Annotated in this window: 10 protein-coding genes; all 10 read right to left on the bottom strand. The window is 50.3% G+C overall.

Annotation, left to right across the window (positions count from 1 at the left end):
- Positions 1-127: 127 nt before the first annotated feature.
- The 10 genes from RGU75_RS08090 to bluB all read right to left on the bottom strand — a co-directional run bounded on the left by RGU75_RS08090 (position 128) and on the right by bluB (position 21518).
- Positions 128-4066: a hypothetical protein gene (locus RGU75_RS08090; protein WP_322234741.1), complete on the bottom strand. Its 3939-nt coding sequence runs from the start codon at positions 4064-4066 to the stop codon at positions 128-130.
- Position 4067: 1 nt separating this feature from the next.
- Positions 4068-10793, bottom strand: coding sequence for a carboxypeptidase regulatory-like domain-containing protein (locus tag RGU75_RS08085; protein WP_322234739.1), 6726 nt, complete (start codon positions 10791-10793; stop codon positions 4068-4070).
- 242 nt (positions 10794-11035) lie between these two features.
- Positions 11036-13672, bottom strand: coding sequence for a hypothetical protein (locus RGU75_RS08080; protein ID WP_322234737.1), 2637 nt, complete (start codon positions 13670-13672; stop codon positions 11036-11038).
- A 594-nt stretch (positions 13673-14266) separates the two neighbouring features.
- Positions 14267-14842: a hypothetical protein gene (locus RGU75_RS08075; RefSeq protein ID WP_322234735.1), complete on the bottom strand. Its 576-nt coding sequence runs from the start codon at positions 14840-14842 to the stop codon at positions 14267-14269.
- Between the two features lie 742 nt (positions 14843-15584).
- A complete protein-coding gene (locus RGU75_RS08070) occupies positions 15585-16649 on the bottom strand; it encodes a HoxN/HupN/NixA family nickel/cobalt transporter (protein WP_322234733.1) in 1065 nt (354 codons plus the stop codon).
- Between the two features lie 119 nt (positions 16650-16768).
- Entirely contained in the window at positions 16769-18235 is a 1467-nt protein-coding gene (locus tag RGU75_RS08065) for a cobyric acid synthase (protein WP_322234731.1), read from the bottom strand.
- Between the two features lie 20 nt (positions 18236-18255).
- Positions 18256-19260, bottom strand: a complete 1005-nt coding sequence (gene cobD / locus RGU75_RS08060; protein ID WP_322234729.1) for a threonine-phosphate decarboxylase CobD — start codon at positions 19258-19260, stop codon at positions 18256-18258.
- A gap of 2 nt (positions 19261-19262) precedes the next feature.
- Positions 19263-20249 carry an adenosylcobinamide-phosphate synthase CbiB gene (gene cbiB / locus RGU75_RS08055; protein ID WP_322234727.1) on the bottom strand — a complete coding sequence of 329 codons (987 nt, stop codon included), beginning with the start codon at positions 20247-20249 and terminating at the stop codon, positions 19263-19265.
- The gene (cobU, locus tag RGU75_RS08050; protein WP_322234725.1) at positions 20243-20839 is read right to left on the bottom strand and encodes a bifunctional adenosylcobinamide kinase/adenosylcobinamide-phosphate guanylyltransferase; all 597 of its coding nucleotides are present in this window, start codon (positions 20837-20839) and stop codon (positions 20243-20245) included. Before cobU ends, cbiB begins: the two co-directional genes overlap by 7 nt.
- Positions 20832-21518, bottom strand: a complete 687-nt coding sequence (gene bluB, locus RGU75_RS08045) for a 5,6-dimethylbenzimidazole synthase (RefSeq protein WP_322234723.1) — start codon at positions 21516-21518, stop codon at positions 20832-20834. Before bluB ends, cobU begins: the two co-directional genes overlap by 8 nt.
- Positions 21519-21520 lie beyond the last annotated feature (2 nt).

The raw sequence follows: 21520 nt of genomic DNA, 5'->3' as shown, positions 1-21520 counted from the left end.
CGGGATAACAGGTAGTGAGCAAATTCCACCATGAGCGATATTAGTCGCCATTATTAACAGTTTGAGTACACTAAATACATGTTAAGAATTTTCGTGATGCGTCCGCATCGACAACCCGTTTCAATACTCACTTTGGCTTGGTAATCGTCGCACGATATCCCACCGACCCCGATACTCCTGAAGGTAAGTATCCTGTAAATTCCCAGATCGCTGCCGTATCCGAGGCGGTTACTGCGCAAGTAATATCAGCCGGTATATCATCGCCGCAAGACAAATCTTCCAACGTCATACGTGGGTCAATCGGATCTCGTATTTCTTCCATCACAATAAAAGTATTGGATGTATTACTGAACTTGATGGTGTACGCAAGCGTATCGCCTTCATTAGCGCTTTCTTTATCGACGCGCTTTACCAGTTTTAACTCACCCTGATAGGGAACCAGCACTACCACGTCGGTATATCCCGGATCCTCGATGCCGTCCGCAGTGACGCCAATGTGGCTTTCGGGTGCTTTCACAGCATCCCATTTGATGCGTACAGGCACGCTGATATTGAGCGTCTCTTTCGTGTTGAGATGCGCACCCTCTGCCAGCATATCTGATTGATTTTTAGTGCCATCCCAGTTCGGATTTAGCGCCACAGATCCAGGCTTGCTAAGCGTCAGAACTGGCACACCGTTGCGTTCCAATTCATCCGGCAGCGTGTAGTTAATGTTAAGGCTCGTGGCTTTGCCTTTTTCACCAGTCACGGTCACGCTATACGAAAAAGTATCACCCGCAAACATTTCGCTTCCTGCAGACGCAATAGGGCGACTTCCTTTGGAGGCCGACGTCGCGAGTGGGTTCGATTGCTCGCGTTCATCCCGTGTACGGTGCCCGTCGATGGTCGCTGACTCCCAGTTCGTCCGCGTGACATCTAGTCTGATTACAGCTGGCTCGGCAAAAAATACCTGCTGCTTATTGATATTACCAGCGCGGTCGGTTGCCGAAATTTCTACTTCTACGGTCCAATTTTTGTCTAATTGCGTCGCAGTCAAACCGAACACAAAAGTATTAGATGACAACACATCGGCAGAGATCGGATTTGACCATTTCTGTTTTGAATCGGAGCGCCAGCGAATCGTAAGTGCTTTTTTGCCATCACCATTAACACCAAGGCCTGAAGCTTTATCCGTGACGGTTCCACCAAGTACATAGTTGCCCTCATCCGACATCGATTGCTGCAAAAGTGTGATTTCCGGCGCTACAGTATCAACCTGAAATCGTCGTTCCACGGATGCCAGAGATTCAACACCCCCATGTTTAATCCGAAAATTGACGTCATACTTCCTGCCATTTTGCCAATTCTTGCTATCGATTAACGGGAACCGAAAAATTCCATCTTCGCCAACCGTGGCAATATCCTGATCCTCCGTCCAGCCGCAGATTTTATGATCCTCGGTGCACCACCTGGCATTCATTTGATTAACGCCAGGCAAGGTCTTGCCGGAAATAATCAGGAGATTGTCACTCGACGGACTGAGCCAGCTATCGATACCCGGACTGACCCAGACTGGTTGTGGCGGTATCACGTGTATGAAGCGAGAAGGCGACCAATTTGCTGACGTCAGAAAATCCGCTCTCACTCTATATTGCAACTCGTATGACTGACCAATCTTCCAATTTGGGCTATCGAGAATCTCAACATTTTCAAAAATACTCTCGCCATTGAGAACGACTTTCGTTATCGATTCGGGGCCGTAAGTTCCACCCTTTAGTTTTGAGCGTACGATGACGTGCGTTACATCAGGATCGGTTTGTCCACTGATGCGCAACGACTTTCCCTCTCCGGGTGCGTACAAGCTTTCCACCGTCATGGGATTGATCCAATCCAGGCGCTTCGCTTCGTAAGGAACGTTAAAATTACGGATGATCGGCTCAGATGAAAGACCATCACGAATGACCGCGATTCTTACCTGGTAACTATTTTTTTGTTTCCAGTTAACACTATCCTCGATCGGAATATTTTCAAAAAAATAATTGTAATCGAGCTTAACGTCGAATGTCTTAGACACGCCTGTAGAGTCATTGCTCCCCTGCCGTTTTGAAAAAACGTTGACTTGTGTAACGCCGGTTTCGGTCACCGCGCTGATGCGCAATGGGTTGCCGACTGAAGGACGGTAGACATAATTTGCCGGAGGGGTAGTCCATTCTACTATTTTCGGTACAGGGCGCGCCGTCAGAACGCGTCGCTCCACAGAGACCAACGATGATACGCCATCTCGTTTGGCATAAAACTTTAACATATAGGGTAATCCAGGATCCCAGTTCAGACTGTCTGGAAGAGGCACGTTGCTAAAGATGCCATCTGAGCCGACCACAGGGATATCTTGAAAAAGCGTCTGACCACAAACAAGATGACTCTCTTTACACCAGGCTATATTGATTTGATTGACGCCGGGATCGGTCTTGCCGCTGATAGTGAGCGGTTTGCCAACTAATGTGTTGAACAAACTATCAGCGGCTGGACTCACCCACTCCACACGTGTAGGTGCTGGAGGAGGAACATTGATATGTCGTACCTCCGACCATCCTGATTCAAGTTTTCCGGCGTGGACTTTGAATAACACCTCATAAGTTGTATTTGCTTTCCAATTAACACTCCCCGCAATCGGAACATCGAAATTGTTATTACGATCTAACACCGTGCCAACCACAGGTTCATAAAAACTTTCAGTACCTGTCTCTCTCCACCCTACGCTCACCGCGTCCACTCGCTTGTCAGTTTTACCGCTAATATGTAATGGATTGCCCTGCACAGGAACATAGTCGCTACCGCTAGCGGGGCTGATCCAATCAAGGCGCGTCGGTGCTGGATACTGAACATATATCTGTCGTACTGCTGACCATCCTGAAGAAAATTTTCCGCTGTGGACTTTGAATTGCACCTCGTAAGTTGAATCTGCTTTCCAGTTAACACTTCCGGCAATCTGGACGTCAAAATTATTACTACTATCTAACACCGTACCAACCGCAGGTTCGTATGAACCAGTACCATCCGTACCCAATTCTTTCCACCATACGCTCACCTGATCCACTCCCGTATCAGTCTTACCACTGATGTGTAATGGATTATCCTGCACCAGAATGTACTGGCTGCCATTAGCCGGACTGACCCAGTCCACCTTGCTTGGCGCGGGATAAGTCATGTGAAATGTTCGGGTTATGGATGCATCGGAAAAAATTCCATCTCGTCGAACATACATTGTCACGTCAACGGTATCGCCTGGTTTCCAGTTATTACTATCAATAATATCAATTGTAAAAGCACCTCCGACAGAAAGCGGAGCTATATTTTGATTTTGTTGTACCGCAGGTTGGCCGTTTCTATTCGTCAACACCATTACGCCATCGACACCAGCATTCGCGCCAGTGGCAATCGCCTCGCCAGCAGCAGAACTAGAATTAGCGCCAATTTGAAATAGATTATCCGGTCTTATATGATCGGTATTATTCGCCGGATAACGCCAGACTGCTGGCTTTGGCTTAGCGCTCATTCGGAATTGCTTTGGTTCAGTCCAGTTTTTGGCGACTGAATTTCCCTCCCTCGGTTTATATTGGAGTTCAACAATCGTACCGGGAGACCAGCCCTTGCTTTCCTGAACGCCGACCTCAAAAATATTTAATCCAATATTCTCCGCACTCAGTATTTCCTCCCGAAAACCGCTCCAATTTTCACCAGGAATCTTCGTCCGCATTCTTACGCCAAATGCTGTGGTATTACTGCGACCAAAACCGCTAAATTTAAATATGGCGCCTAGCGGGTTATCAACCTGATGCGTAGGGCCGTCTGGTTTCAACCACAATCCATCATCCGGCCACTCGTTGCCCCAGTCGTCTTTTACACTGTTAAGGGTGACGTTCTGGTCGCCCACGTTTGCCGTTTCTGTCGACGTGCTTATACCTTTAGCCTGCGCCCACCCAGCGACAGACAACAACAACAACAACAACAACACGCTGCATAACACGACCCGTATAAGGGCTAATGGGACAATTGTTTTGACCAACTTAATAATGGTGGAATTCATATTACAAACTGCTTTCATCAAACTTGTAGCGCAGTCGGAAATACATCCCACGCGAGGTATTAGCTAACTGGCTGAACTCCCTGTCTTCAAAACCGAATACGTTATAGCCCACCGAAACCCAAAGGTCCTGGCTGGCCTGATAACCAGCTTCTACACCGATCGCGTGCAGTCGTTCACCAAGGCTGCTGGTAAAAAATGATCCGGCGATTCCGGCGTCCCATTTGGCAGTGATATCGCGTGCAAGCCGACCGGATAGCAAATGCCCATGCATAGCGCTGCGCTGTCCGTGACCGGTTTCAGTGACGTGCTTGAACGCGTACCGAGCGGAGACCGTCAATGCGTCGTACGGGCGATAGCTGGCGTGAGAAGAAATCAGATGCACATGCCGAGTGGTTGCTTGTATAGCAGCCAGACGACCATTTTCTACACGGTGTTCGTAATAAGCCAACGCATTAAGCTTATTGCGCTTGGTCTGGCGATACGCCATACCCAGACGTTGTCGCGCGCGCACGCCGTTAGTACTATTGCCGTTACGGCCGGTGACCATGTAGACGGCACTCTTCCCCAAAAAAGTCCAGTCATGATCAAGCTTGAACGCGAGACCAAGCGTATTCAACATCGCATCTTCCAGCGCGCTGCGACGCAACTCCAAGCCTGCGCCGCCCTTCCAACGCGTGTTAGCAAGATATTCGACCTGTCCGGTCACTGCGGTGGCTTCATCCGTGTTGCTCCCGCTAAGCGCTTTGGTACGTTCGAAGGTAGTATTGAGGCGCAAGCCGGGTGCGACATTCCAGCCATTGCGCAGACCGAATGCGTTCTGCGCATCGCGCCCATCAATGGCACTGCCCAGACGATATTCATTAAACAAACTGGCTTGCGGCATGTATTCGGTTTCTACCCCGATCACAGTGCGGTAATTACTGGTCTTTTGGTTATCGCCAAGTTCATAGATATTACCCAAACTCGATAGTGCTTCGTGCCGTCCGTAAACCTTGGTGCCGGGCTTTATCTGATACTCTCCACCGAAAGCCAGAAGGCGTTTATCGGCATCACGCATATCGCGCTCATACTCAGTATAAACACTGGCATTCGGCACACCGGGAACACGCGTTCCCAATCGCATGCGTAATGTATTCAGGTTCAAATCATCAGTGTCCATGTCGCCATCTGCGTTGACGCCCTGCGCCGTGCCACGCACCATCCTGGTCCCAATTTCTGCCCGTATTCCGCTATCGAATGCGTGTTCGATTCCGATCAGCGCTCCCTCCAGTTTGGTGTCGGGAGAAACGTTGGTAGATCCGCTACCCGAAGCGTTGCCGGTTTTTGCTAACGTTCTGGCATGCACCAGTTCAGCCTTTAGCGTATTCCGTTCGTCCAGCTTATATTCAGCACCCGCGCGCGCTTCGATCTGTCCGCCCGAAGTGGGCGAATTCAGGTTATCGAAATCTCCATCAACCTGCACCGCTGTTATGCCTGCTTTTAGTGCCGCGCTTTGATGCTTAAGCTCTACCCGACTACCGCGCCCAAGACCTTTGGCAGTATCGGTTTGCGCCAGCTCGCCGACCAGCGATGTTCCGCGCCCAAGATCGGCCTCTAACGTCAGTCCGCGCAGTGCACGTGGGTCGACTGGATTGCGGTCTTCTATCGCGACAGCACCAAGTTTTATAGCATCCGTGACGCGCACTTGCATGTCGCCGCCGTATAGCCAGAATTTGGCACCATTGCCGTCTGATTCGTAGGTCACGCGGATAGTATTGGGATTGAAGTTCGCATCGGTCGAGGGTTCTGGACTTTTAAACAATAGCGTCCCGCTCATGGTTTCAATTTCATAATCGGCAAACCGTGACAACACCCGCGTAGCAAGGATACGTGTCGGCATATTACGGTCTCGCGTGATGATCTCAATGCGTTCACTATTTTCGAGATAGTCAGCACCGAACACCGAAAATGGACCGGACGTGCCATTTGGACTAATTTCAACAACACGCTGAGTTAGGCTATCGCGGCTGGCAAAGAATGTGCCACTGACGCGCCCACCATCAGTTTGAAAATGCTGTTTGATACCGGTGACACCACGGTTGTATTGCGTCAGTTGACGCACGCCAGTTGCGTCTTGGGTAGAGAAATCGCCGTACAACAAATAGCTGTGACCTTTGTCAATCCGCAAATAAAGGCGGCTGGTAGATTGGGCATCAAAGCCACGCACCGAGGAATCACCATAAACGGGATAGTAGCGCTCGGGCTGAATATCGCGGAATAAGCGCTGCTTAACGTCCTTCTCACTGTCATACGCGGCGGTCAGGAGATACTCGCCTTTTACCTTGCCTTTAAGGAAGAAGGCTGCGCGACCGCCGGCGGTGATTTTGCCGTTATCCCATGTGCTGCTGAGGCGACTCAGTTCGTTTTCGAAACTATCACGCTCTCCTACAGGACGGATCAAACCGTTGCGAAGGCTCACTACGCCCTCAACGATACCGGTCGCTAACATCGGCCGCAGTGATGCAGCCAGTTGAATTTCTCGTGAGGCCTGAATCGGGCCACTGATCGCCCGCAATACGAGTGTGCCAGGTTGCTCTGGCGGAATGAGATCAAACGCGGCGACACCATCATTAATGATTCCTTTATAGACACTATCGCCAGCTAAACCAGCGGCATCCAGCCACTGCCCTGCACTAGCACTCAGCGTGATCCGAGTGGGCGCTGTTACAGGGATATCATTAGCGTCGGTGACGTGCACGCGCACGCGCAGTGGTTTTTTGCTGTCAGCTTCGGCATGGCCCTCAACTTCGATCATGAGATTTTGAAAGTCGCCCGGTGCCGTGATGGTGATGCTTTTCTGCTGCTCTCCTTGGCTTATCGTCAGATCATTTTTACCGGCTTTTAACGACACGCCGATATATTCCCATACAGCAATGTTGCGCGATGCAAGTTCACTGCGTGAGCCGACACGATCAAGTCCAATAAATTCACCATTCACTTGTAACCTTATGGCTTTTGCTGCTGCCCCGCCGACGGTCACACTCCCTTTGACACGAACACGCATCTGTCGTGTTGGCGTAATCTGCGCATCCTTCAGCTCTACAAAGTCGAGCGCTGCATCCATATTCCGTAGCTCTGCCTCAATCGACACAGGGACATCGCCAGATTCTATTTTCTGTAATGGTCGCTCTTGCTGTTCTGGTAAAGAACGGACAACATTATCGGATAAGGTCGTGGTCACCGAATGGCTGGAATCTCGAGATATTGGTGCGGACGGTGATGCTGGAGCTGTTGCTAATGCCGAGCTTGATGCTGATACGCCTTCGGTCATGTTGTGCGCCGACTTATCTAACGTCGCCAACGTCGATAACGTCGTCTTGGCCGCGCCGCCACCGATTCGTCCGGTAGCCGGAAGTGATTTAAGATTACCGCCCGTATTGTTGCCGTCTAGTGTGGATGGGTCGACATCAAAACGCCGCTTTATGACGGTTTCGATTTCTGAGATATTACCCGCCGCTTTTTCACGCCGAACCTGCACATCCGCCAGAGTTCCTGCGCCGCAACCGAGTGTAAAGTCACCACGACCGAGTTCCCCATTTCGCAAGTCAATAAACTGATTTTCACCACGCCCAGCATGACGATTGGTTGTCGCCAGCGGAATGGCTGAAACAGGTAATGTCGTGTTATCCAGCTTCAGCACATGCGTGAGCGGTTTGACGCCATAGATGCTGTATTTTCCATCCTGATCGGTCTCTGCGAAGGTACCATCTTCCAGATAAATACGTACACCTGGAACGCCCATGGTATTGGCAGTATCAGCGCTGCCATCGCCACCGGCATAATCCTGGTCACTACACATCAGTGTAACCTTGCCCAGAACGTAAGCGTCGCTGGTAAATACGCCACCGATGACATTAACAGAAACACTGGCTTGATTGGAACTCAGATTGCCCGAATGCGCGGTGGCGCGACTTTCTGCACGCACACCTTCGCGTGCATTCACGCCGACGCTGACACGGTACTGAATTCGCACTGGTGCGTCGCTCTGTAATACGGTATCGGCCGCCACAAAGCGTAACAGATTGCCACGCGTCTCTGGTTCAAGGGCAACGCCTGCGCCGTTCTCGGTGTCGCCGGTGCTAATACGCGCAGAACCAGGCACGTAAGAAAATCCTTGTGGCAATTGATCAGCGATATCGAAGCCTTTGCGCGCCACTTTTCCACTATATTTTAAGACTAGCGTGTAATTTAAAAAGTCGATCAATTCGACTTCCCTGCGATCCGACTCTTTGCGCAAGAAAAGCACGTCGCCAGCGCTAACATCAACCAGATCGATCGCCAATAGATTGTTCACCAGCCGTGATGCATTCGCTTCCCGCTGGATTTTGTTGTAATAGACGACCGGAGCGGTAGCAACCGGAATAACAGCGCTCTCCGCCGCACGGATTACCTGCGGAATTTGGCCCGTGGCGGATAGATGCATCGGCGTATCCAACGGTGGCAAAGCCCGTGAAAATTCCGGTTCATATCCAGCTGCTTCAACCGATAACGTATAGTTGCCAGCGGGTGCGCTTGGAGTAAAAGCGTAGTAAAAATAACCTTCGGCATCAGTGGTTATTGTGCCTTTTTCCGGCTTCCCGACGAGATAACTGGCAGGATCAAAGCCCCCGCCATCAATGGCAATACGCACGGTTGCTTGCGCCACCGGTTTGCGCGTCGTGGCGTCGAATACACGACCGCTATATGACACTGGTAGATTTTGTTCCGAAAAATTCTGGTTATCCTCGATACGTGCATATACAAGCTCGCCGGTTTCCTGATCGCGCTCCGCGTTCGCCTGTGGAGAGCCAATGACGCCATCCTGCGGCGTACCCACGCGTGCACCGCCTGGTGCGAGAAAACGCAAGCGATATGGACCACCGGCGGGGATACCCGTCAGACTGTAATGACCCTGAGCGTCGGTGACCGCCTCTTTAACGATAGGATCAGGTGCGCTAGTCACTACGCCGCGATAAGTCGCAACACTAGCAAGGCTGGTGGCTGTCTCAGTAATCTTCGCAGAAACCTCTGCGGTGCGATCTGTCTGAAGCTGGACACGCCATCCGGCTAACAACGTATCACCACTATCGTAGGTTCCGGTATGACCTCGGTCCATCCATACACTGCCCGCCAAGGACGCGCCACGTGTTGCTTTATTCTTAAAGTGAAGAAGGTTATTCGTCGTGTTGGCTTCTGGTTCGCCACCACCACTGACCGCCACCGTACCCGGCAGCCAGACGGAATTTTCTCCTGCAGGAAACGCAGTCTCATCAACAAGCACGTTGACAATAATATCGGTGCTGAATTGATTTTCAGCCAAAGATTGCAAGGTCGTGCAACTTAATAAACTGACACTGCTGATTTCACATTGCCATTGTTTACCTGCATCTACTTTGGCGGCACGAATGCCATCAGGTAGATGAGTGGTCAAGACCATGGGTTTATCGGTAACAGCGCCAGCAATGTTGTTCACGCGAAGTATGTACTCACCCCCATTACCTAAACCCACATCGGTAAATTGTATAAAAGGCACGATATCAGGTCTTGCCGTGATCGCCCGACGCAGCAAAATCGGATTACTTTGCGCGTTGGTATTAGCGGCCCAACCTTCACTTTGGAGTGTCAACGTGTCCGGTGCAGACGGCCCAACCTTCAACGTAAACGTCGCCTGCATAGCTGAATGTGGGCCAAGCGCATGCATCGCCAGCGCGATCTCTGCCACGCGCGGACCGGACACTGCAGAACCAGAGACGGTTGATTCACCAGATGCACTGGTTATGGCAGATGCGCCTGCGCCATCCTTGATAGTCCGATATTGAAACTGCGGATCGCTATCGTATCGATACAACCGTTGTATCGACGCATTTTCCGCAACTAGCGAAGCGGCTACGTAAGCGACTTCCGCGGGAATGTTTTGGCGCAACAAAACGACGGATTGTGCCTGCCCATCAATGATCACGGGAAGGCTATTCACACTACTCACTCCGGTAGCTGCAAACGCACCGATGTTTTTCGCATTGAGCGTCATTTTGACGACGCCGTCTTCCGCGTACCATAAAGGTGCAGCTTGCATCGCCAGTCGCAATAATGCACTGTCGGCAATTGCGGCCTTGATAGCGATACGTGCTTGCGCTTGCTGACGCACAGTGGTTGCAATCAATTCAAGCGCAGCGTTACCCACAGCGTCGGCTGGTACTTCGGCGACCATCAGCAACGCGACTGTTTCGTCTGCTTCCATCGTCAAACCAATTCCAGCAGGAGAGGATGGATTAAAGTCAGTAATCAAAGGCGCGGTGGGGTCAAACTCACCACTCTGCCGCACGTCACGGTATAGTTTTGGCGCACTCAGCGAAAACGCAGGTGCTGCATCGTTAACGGATACCGCGGAAAATGACAACTGAGAAGTAACATTCCCTGCATTATGCAAGCGCAGCGGAACGACTAACCGAATCCCTGCCTGCGCGAGCACAGCGCCATTCCCAGAAAAAGTGACATATTCTACGGGTGCGATCTTAACGCGTATCAGATTGGATACAACGCTACGCGCTAAACCAGTGATCCCCTCTTTATAGCTGGCATGGGCCTGAACACTGAGGACGGCATCCGCGGCAGGAGCACGACCATAGGACGCGCCGCTCGCCATAAAAAGCAATAGAAAAAGGCTTCCTAACAGAAGCAAACTATAGAATTGAAAAAAACGAATATGCATGTTGATACATCCGGCCGATCCGCTAGAACACGACGCGGCGCGTTAAACAGAAAATGAATTAAAAAATAGCGAGACAAAAAATAGCGGTACCTTCCACGAGCGAAATACATACCGCCCGCTAAATGAACCTAGCGAATGAGAAATATCTTGACAACCAACAGTAGGGCTTTATCAACATGACGACATGGCAATAGCTACTCGTACCGATATAACACCGGTGCGAGTAGCTAATGACTTACGAATTAAAGTAGGCCATCTATTTTTACGCGGTACTTGAGTACTGCTTTTTGTTGATTTTCGAGTGCATCAAGGTGTCCGTCCACTCGTCCGTTAGCGACTGCTGGCGCGGTCGCTGGCGTCTCCGCTCCATCTTTAGCAATAAGCGTCAATGTAGGTTGATTTGGTGCGTCCGTAGAAACCACAGAATGCATTGGCGCCGTATCTGTAATTGCTAGATCCGCATAATCCACTCCGCTTGTATTTTCTAATGTCAGGCGATACCAAATACATGCAGCTGGCTTGGCGATGATCTCGCTTTGTCCAAACAGTTTGCCATCCGGCAAACTGTCACAAGAAGCATCCAGCGCTTGTTCCTTGACTAGTTTTCCGTCAAATATGCCGATTAATTTATAGGTATTTTCACCGAGCAAACGCGTTACTGCGGTGTATTGGAATTGACCATTGACGGTCAGAATACTGGCTGTTTCGGTCGTCGGCACGTTTGCTGGCGCAGTGATCGTCAGTTGGATACGCACTTTTTCTTTACTTTCCAGTTCGATAGATTGAGCTGGCAATGGCTCTCCATCGACATCTACCAAGGTAGCCGTAACTGTCCAGCCGCTTTCCATCTTGGTGACGAGATCACTTTTAGTGATGGTAAGTTTGATATCGCTGGTATTGAGAATTTCGTGATAAAAGCTGACAACCCCATTTGGTTCAATCACTTTAGTCGGCGTTTGGTCCTGGATCGTCTCACTTTGTGCCACGTATAAATTCAGCGGCAGTTCAGCTTTGGTTTTTCCGTTGTGTTCAATCTTGGACACTACTTCAAGCACTATGCCTGCTTTAGTGCGGTTACCAAGACCACCGTTAGTGGCTGATCCGCTCACTTGCGCGCAAAGGTCTTTATCCGTCCCACCTGAGATCAATCCGGTATCGAATGACGATAAACTGCCAGCATCCGGTCCACATATGCCACCGGCATCGGCTGGATAAAGGCGAACACCTAATCCGGCTGACTCTTTTACGCCGACAATATAGGCTTCATGTGAGGCGACTTCAGTCGTGTTTTTAACGCGTATCTTGAAAGTTGTGCTTGAATCATTGGCTACAACGACATGATTAACGATTCTTTCTTCATTAGTTCCAGCAATACCGACCAGACTTACTGTGCGATCGCCAAGCGCCAATGTATACGAGACTTTCTTGGTAAGCGCCTCATCCTTATTATTTTCTGGCGTTGCTTTGATGGTGATCTTATGTGCAATTGCAGCCATGACTGATACGGCATCCTCCGTATTGGAGGGCGCTAGTTGAACCTGAAGTTCGATCACTTGTTTTTTTCCAGCAGCAAGCGTTATTGCAGGCGCATCTTTATCGTCATTCGGCGTCCCGGTAATCCATACCAGTTTCGTCTCTTTTGGCAGATCTGCGCTTTCACTCGACAACACAAAAGTATCTTCACTTTCGCCAGTGTTTTCGATCAATGCCTTAAGACTAACAATTTGTCCCGGTACAGCAGCGTGGTCTCCACTCTCACCGACTGGCAAGCTAAGCCCCAATTCACGACGCAGGATACCGGTCACATTGACATTAATTGGCGGTGTTTTTGCAGAATCAGCGCCAAGACCAGTAGCGCTCATGTCCGCAATTTTTCCCGTTTCAGCCTGTAGAATTCTAGAGCCTAATGCAGCGGTATCGTCTGCTAAAACCACAAATCGAAGTTGTGCTTTATCCGTTTTGGCGTTTGCAGGGAATTCTAGAGCGAGAAAGAATTTTTGGTCATCAACCTGTGTCAATTTGGCTTTATAACCTTCCCCCCACGGCCTCACTGTACCTGGTTCCAATGCTTCCCATACATTATCGCCATTATGTATTGAGACTTGATAACCGTTCTTTTTATCAAAGGACAGCCCTTTCAATGCTTCGCCGGAAAGGTCAACGGTCATTCCCATATATGTTGTACTGGCGTCTTTGGTATCAATATCAAAAAGGTAAACAAAATCTTTTGTATCTAACCCGCCACGTGCGATATCAATCTTCTTTTCAATTGGACGGATTGCAAAGGTGCCTATAGCCGGATCATATTCTTGTATTAGTTTGGCTGATGCATTCTCAGGACCGCTCACAGTGAGTGACACGTGCGCAGCTTTATCGCTTGCCACCTGAAGTATCGTCGCCTCAAATGAAAACAACTCTTCAGGCTCCAGACCAGTATCAGATAACGCTAAAGTAAACGATGGAGATGCAGCGGTCAGAATGGTCTCTTTACCCTCGCTCCAGACGGTATATTGAGAAACGTTCAAGAAGTCTGACGCTGTCAATGTGACTTCTTTAATAGCCACGTTACCCGTGTTGCGGATGCGGTTGTGGAATTTATTTACACCGCTAATCGTAGTGTCACCTTCAAGCGCCAAACTAAACACATTTTGAATTTTGGTGATGACCACATTGGAAGTCGCACTCTGTACAAGTCCTGAAGGCAAGGTATATTTCGCTGTCGCTGCGGTACCAAGTTGCGCCCCGCCCTCTAATATCCGTGATTTCGCTAGTACTGGCGACACGACGCCGCTTAGAAGTACCGCCGTCATCATCCAGGCAACAGCACATTGCCAGCGCGTAGAGTGCCGATCTTTAAGAGGGCTTATTGGTGAAAACATTTTGGTTAATCCTCGTTTATTTAATAACTAAAAAGCAAACATACTGACTGAGCTATCAATAAAAAATTGCGCAGATCACACTATGGATCGACGATAGATAAGGCAGTACCACTTTTTTCGATTGATATTTCTACTATTTTTATTACCCAACATTCCTAACTGACGTTGGTTGAACCCGCTTCTGAGGGTCTGACGTGCGATGTCAGAATTGAGCGTCAGAATGAGCGTTTGTGCCCGCCAACCATATCCAACAGCGAACCGCAACTTTCGCGCTGCAGTGAAAGCCGTTATTTCCAGGAGTTGCTTTGACATCGAATAATGCGCAGCTAATATCGCAGCAATTTTCAGCGAATCGTAGCGTTAAGACTCTCAGTGATGTAGCGCATGTTCTCGACAGATTTATTTCAAAATACGTAGAAAAAACTCTTCACTTGCTATTTTTTTACGTCTTGATTGAAATATTTCTTAACGTGAAAATTAGGTATTGAGTGCGTTATTTTTGAACTGATCTAATAATAAGAAAGAAAACGACAGAAAAACATATGATTTTTTTTACTTAAACATCGATTCAGTCCGCTATCACCAGACTTATCGCTACTGAGTTGATACCTTATTTACGCCATACATAGCGCCGCCGGGAACAACAATACGTGCACTGACTGTTTTACTTTGGCCTGCCGCTAATTCGCCAAGATTCCAGCGCAGTTCACGGTATTCAGAGGTTGGAACAATGATTTCTTTTGTCCGACCCGCTTCCACAATATTGCGTTTAATCGGCGCATCAGAAAACTCCGGCACACCTTCAATACGCGCCATGAAACTGATCGGCCGCGCACTTTCAGACTGATATGTAGCGCCTTCTGGAAGTGGCAACGTTGCCTGCACATCGCCGACCGCCTGCACGCCTGCATTACGGTATAAAACGCGGTATTCGATTACGTCACCCGGACGGGCATGAAGAGCATCGTCGGAAAATATTTCTTTACCGTCCTTGGTCTGCACTTTATGCGCACTTAGTACCGCATGCACGAGAGATTTTTCCGTGGCAGCGGTCGGCATTGGAGCGATGGGAGCCGCCGGCACTGCCTGTTGCGCATGTGCCGTGGTCATCAAAATGGCCAGCCACAGAGGCAGGACCGCGACGCGTAAGCCTGTCTTGGTAGTTGTCATTGCTTGCTTCCTTTTAAAGAAGTCTATTTTCCAGAAAAAAAGTTCGTATACCTACAAGAGAACTCTCTTTCTCACTAAGACATTCCTAATTCTTGATGTAGATTATTCTTGTAATACTTAGAATTTTCTTAGTAAGCGCATTGCCACCCACGCTTACGCTAAGACATAAATTGTTGAACTATTTTTACGTATTCCGTTGATGCATCGCTTGAGGCACGTGCAGGTACCATTGCACAAAAAGGGCGAGATTTTTTAGTTAATCGTCTGTTGTGCGGCGGCTAAGTAGATAGAGGAGAAGTGGAAAATCGAAAGACATTTCTCCGGTCACTTATATTTCATAAACAAGAAAATTAAGCCGGATGATAGTGATAGTGATGCTGATGCGGATAAGGAAATATCCGCGGATGCGCAGACTTTCAATCCTTAGCTAAATATGCCGACTAAACTAAAGATATAAGCCAAAATGAGGAGATGGATTGCGCTAAGCACTTCCTGGTAACTACATCGCAGGAATGGTATTTTTATGCCGGTTCAATTCAGCCATAAAATTCAACAATAAAATCAAGTAATAAAATCAAGTAAAAAGCCTCGGCAACAACATTCAATAAAAATCAACTACAGCAATAACGGTCGTACTAAACCGGTCAATGACTGAGATCGACGATATTACGATCAAAGAATCATCGTCATCGCCGGCTATTCTATATGGCGTTCTGATGCATCGCCCTGATACGGATGAGGTTTATTGTGAAGATTGTTCCGGGGCAAGGTTATCGTAACCACGCCACCGATAGAAGGCGATTGATGCCATCCAGCTAAATATGAAGAAGGCAATAATAGCGTATCCCAGACTGCCAAAATTTCCGGTCAAGGTATTAATGAAGTTCCAGAATTTTCCCTCCAAAACTAATTTTTCGCTGATCAATCCCAGCACTTCGATACCACCGATTGCCAGCGCAACAAATACCGACACCAACGTAATTGTCATGTTGTAGTACAGTTTTCGAATCGGTTTTACAAAAGCCCAGCCATAAATCCCTAGCATTAGCGTGCTGTCGAGTGTGTCGACCAACGACATTCCGGCGGCAAATAATAGCGGGAAAATCAAAATCGACCAGATTGGGATACCGTTCGAAGCCTGAGTCGCTGCGATTCCCAACAAACCTATTTCTGTCGCCGTATCAAATCCCAACCCAAACAAAAAACCGAGCGGATACATATGCCAGCTACGCGATATCATGGCAAACATCGGCCGAAAAATTTTGGCCAGAAAACCCCTGTTATTAAGTAGATGGTTAATGTCTTCTTCAACATATTCGCCACCGTTACGGAGATGCTTAAACACTTTATAAATTGACCGAAATACCATCAGATTGATGATACCGATAATGATCAGAAAAAAAGCCGATATCAACGTACCGATGATGCTACCGATTACTTTGAATTCTTCCATTTCTCCTGTGAGCGCCGACGCCGTCGCTGCGATGGCTATCGACGCCAGCAACACGACTGTCGAGTGTCCCAATGAAAAAAAGAATCCAACTGCAACAGGACGCTTCCCTTCCTGCATTAATTTTCGTGTGACGTTATCGATAGCAGCGATATGGTCGGCATCGACTGCGTGACGCAAGCCAAAACTGTAAGCAAGAAATGCGCTGCCAAGCAAAACCGGGCGACCCTGGAAGGCAATGATTGCCCAACCCCATGCCACAATATTGAAGACCAGCAAGAATCCATAGATACCAAAAAGTTTTATGCGGAGGCGTCGGTCAACCTTGCTGAGTACCGTTTTGAAAATCGTGAACATAGTTACTTTGTTTGATAGTGGATGGTGTGGCTTAATTTTCTTAGCAAAAGAGCTGGTACATGCGCGCTACAACTGGATTTGCACTATAGAACCGGCACGATAACCCAAGTTGGCGGAGATCAACGCAATTTTTCCAAAGCCCTTAATAGTGGGAGTGTTGCGTCAGCGATACGATCGATACTTGCCTCTCGCAGCGCCATTAGGTCGAGCGGCACTGCGTCCCCCAAACCAGCCCAAGCCAATACAGCGCGCAAAGCCTCGGGCGTGTCGAAAACCCCATGTAAATAAGTACCAAGAATCTGGTCATCGGCTGATCGAGCGCCTTCTGCCGCACTCCGTCCAGAGACTTCATTTGAATCATCAATAAAAAACGCAGGCCTGGAAAGTGCTGCGCCATGTGAAATACCCATGTGTATTTCATATCCACTTACCTTGGCATCTGCAAACGCACAGCGGCCCGCAACCTGCGTCAATTGCTTGTTGAGCGTCATTTCGGTCTCCATCTCCAGCAATCCGAGCCCGTCCGTCACGCCAGCAGTGCCTTCCACGCCATGCCGATCCATCACACTTTTGCCCATCATCTGAAAGCCACCGCAAATACCGATCACTTTGCCGCCGTAGCGCAAATGTCTCTGCAATGCCTCTGGCCATCCATTCTCCCTCAGCCATGCCAGATCACCACGCGTATTTTTGCTGCCCGGCAAAATAATCAGATCAGCGGGAGGAAGCGGCTGACCCGCTGCAATGAACCGTAAATCAACTTGAGGATGCGCACGTAGGGCGTCAAAATCAGTGTGATTACTGATGCGTGGCAACAAGGGCACAATCACGCGAAATGCGCCTTTCCCGTTTTGTTCCGATTGGATCGCATCTTCGGCGTCCAGGGTCAGGCCATGCAGATACGGCAACACCGCCAGCACTGGCTTTCCTGTGCGCGCCTCAAGCCAATCCAAACCGCCTTGCAACAGACTTATATCACCCCGAAAACGATTAATCACAAAGCCCACCACACGCGCACGCTCGCTATCGGACAGACAATCCAGCGTCCCTACAATATGGGCAAAAACGCCGCCACGATCAATATCCGCAATCAGCACGACCGGACAATCGACCGCCTCGGCAAAGCCCATATTGGCGATATCCCGCGCCCGCAAATTGATCTCAGCGGGACTTCCTGCGCCTTCCACGATGATCGCCTCATATTGCGCTGCCAGACGGTGATACGACTCCAGCACCGCTGTCATCGCCGTGGTTTTGTATTGATGGTAGTCGCGTGCGTTCATGTCGGCCCGCACATGCCCATGCACAATCACCTGCGCGCCGATGTCACTGGATGGCTTTAACAGAATCGGATTCATGTCGGTATGCGGTGGCAGTCCCGCCGCCAACGCCTGCAAGGCCTGACCGCGTCCGATTTCTCCACCACCCACGGTGACTGCGCTATTGAGCGCCATATTTTGCGGTTTAAAAGGCACTACCTTTATCCCGCGACGCGCCAGTAAGCGGCACAAAGCCGCTACTAAAGTGGTCTTGCCAGCGTCCGAGGTTGTTCCCTGAATCATCAGCGTTTTATAGGGAAAGATCATTTTATTATCACATTTTATATTCATACTTGATGCGACTTCTCGTCGGTTTTCCACTCTACCAATGCCTGTTGCAAACGTTCCCATCCAGCTTCATCCGATGGCAAACCAAGCCGGATTCCACCAGCGCCACGCGTAAATAGCCGCACCCATATTCCCCGCATCGCCATATGTTGATGGAAAGCTTGTGCCGCCGGTTCGGGCCACCATTGATACAAAGCGCTGCCGCTGCTTTCGATGTTATTTGCCGCCAATAACACATGCAGACGTTGCCCATAACTGCGCAATTGATCTCGCGTGTGCTGCTGCCATTGCGCGTCGGACAGCGCTGCAACACCAATCGTCTGCGCTGGCCCACTAACTGACCACGGTCCCAACTGATCCGCCAAAGTCGACAGCAGCGTTTTTTCTGCCGCTACAAAACCTAATCGCAATCCGGCCAGCCCAAAAAATTTCCCCACTGAACGCAGTACGATCAACCCCGGTTGATCAGACCATGCCGCCACACTGAGTGCTGACGTCGTATCAGCAAACGCCTCATCCACGATCAGCCAGCCACCGCGTGCCGCAAGCTGCGCGGCCCACTCCAGCAATATCTGCGGGGCAACCGTTGCGCCAGTCGGATTATTTGGATTACACACGACCATGACATCGCAATCGGCGACCACCGTTTCCAATTCTGCGTAAACAACCTCGCGCACTGTATGGCCTGCCCGCGCCCAGCAATGGGCGTGTTCCGCATAAGCCGGCGCTGCGACCACCACCCGCGATGTTGAGCGCAAACATGGCAACGCCTGGATCGCCGCTTGCGTACCGGCTACCGGCAGCATCGCCGGGGCGCCATAATAGTGCGCCGCCGCCATTGCCAGACCGGAATCCGCTTCAGGCAAGCGATGCCAGGCATCCAATGCCAACATCGGTACAGGATAGTGATGCGGATTGATACCTGTGGAAAGGTCCAGCCACTCACTCCGAGGGCGTCCGAAGTGGGCAATCGCCGCGTGAATATCTCCCCCGTGCTCAAGCATATTTACACCGCATGATCAGTTCTCAACATTAAAATAACAGCCACAATGGATAGCAGAACCAGCCACAAAATCGTCGTTCGCAATACTAATTTCCATGCTCTGCGAATATCTTCCGCGCAGGGTTCCACGCCAGCGCCCAGTGGCGGTCGGCTTTCCATCACCCCATCGTAAGACGCAGCGCCGCCAAGCGCCAGCCTCAGCGCACCCGCACCAGCCGACATGACAGGGCCAGCGTTAGGACTCGGCCAGTCGGGCGCTTGCGTCCGCCAGCATGTGAATGCCAGACGCGTTTTGCCCAGCGCCGCATACGACAAAGCGGTAAGTCTGGCCGGGACCCAGTTAAAGAGATCATCAACCCGTGCGGCAAAGCGGCCGAACCAGTTATATCGCGCGTTACGATAGCCCCACATTGCGTCCAGTGTGTTCACCAACCGGAACAACACGGCACCGGGGCCGCCAGCAACCACAAACCAGAAAAGCGTACCAAAAACCGCATCATTACCGTTCTCCAGCAACGACTCTACCGCCGCTTTGGATAGATCGACAGGCTGCGCCTGACCGGTATCGCGACTGACAATCCGCGACGTCAGATGACGCGCAGTTACCAGATCATCGGCGCTCAGTGCTTGCGCAATCGGCACCGTATGATCCCGGAGACTGCGCAAGCCAATACAGAGATAAAGAAGGACAGCGTGAACGATGAGCGCTACCATAGCGGGCAGGATAGACAATGCCCATATCGTTAGCAGAATGATTGGCAACACCGCCAATGTCCAGCCGAACACACCACGCAAAATACACCAGACAGCGGCGGGATGTTGACCTGGATGGTGAGGCGAACAAGCATTCAGCTTGCGTTCCAACAGCGTGGCAATCCGTCCAAAGCCGACCAGCGGATGCCAGCGCCGCGTCTCGCCCAATAACATGTCCAGCGCAACGCCAGCGATCGCCAACACTGCCAGCGTAGTCAATGATAGACCGCTCAACATGCCGTGTCTTTTAACATGAGCGGCAAACCGGCGGCGATGAATACCGCCCGTTCACAATCAGCAGCAACGGCTTGATTGAGGCGACCGGCCTCGTCGACAAACCAGCGTGATATCGCACCCTGCGGCACGATGCCCATTCCGACTTCGTTAGAAACCAAAATCACGTCACCTTTAGCATCGGCAAGTGCCTGTAAAAATGCGGCGCGCTCTTGATGGAACAATTCGGGTGGAATGACTTTGCCAATATCAGGATAGTTTTTTTCCTCGGAAAACAATAAATTGGCACACCACACTGTCAGACAATCGATTAATACAACGCGCTCGGGCGTACTCCATTCGGTAATCGCCGCGCCTAGCATCAGCGGCTGTTCCACCGTGTGCCACTGCGCCGGACGCTGGGCTTTATGCAGTGCGATCCGCGCCTGCATTTCACTATCGGTATGACTATCCTCGACGGCAGCGGTCGCAATATAAATCACCTCACGCTGCGTTGCTTGGGCCAGCCGCTCGGCGTAGGTACTTTTGCCGGAGCGTGCACCACCTAACACCAACGTTCGGACGACCTTGGAACGGCCCGATTTGTCATGCATCGTGTTTTCCCTCCAATGGTTGATCTGTCACCACGGGATGCGCCTCAACCCACGCATTTTCCGACACTAGGTCATGTAGCCGCTGACGCTTGGCCCAACCTTCCAGTTCAAGCATCGGACGTGGATAAAAAGCCTCGACATGACCAAGACACAATATCGCCAGCGGTTTGGCGTCAGCAGGAATATGCAATAGTTGGCGCAATGCCTCAGGATCAAATAACGATACCCAACCCATCCCAATTCCTTCCGCCCTTGCCGCCAGCCACATATTTTGGATCGCACACGAGACCGAACACAGATCCATTTCAGGCAATGTGCGGCGGCCAAAGATATGCGCGTCCCGACGATCCATTAACGCCACCACCAGCAATTCGCCGCAGTCGCGTATTCCCTCAACTTTGAGGCGCATAAAAGCATCTTCCCGTTCACCCAAAGCGTGAGCGGTATGGATGCGTTCCTGATCCACCAAGGCGTGCATCTTTAGCCGCAAAGCCGCGTCAGTGATGCGGATAAAGCGCCACGGTTGCATAAAACCGACACTGGGCGCCATATGCGCAGCCTGTAACACACGCTCCAATAAGGCCGCATCAATCGGATCGGGCAGAAAGTGGCGCATATCGCGGCGCTCTGCAATTGCCTTGTAGACCGCCGCTATCTCGGCATCATCAAATCGGTTCATCG

Source organism: Glaciimonas sp. CA11.2 (assembly GCF_034314045.1).
Taxonomy (GTDB): Bacteria; Pseudomonadota; Gammaproteobacteria; order Burkholderiales; family Burkholderiaceae_D; genus Glaciimonas.
The sequence above is the reverse complement of the archived record's forward strand: the minus strand, read 5'-3'. Positions and strand labels throughout refer to the sequence as shown.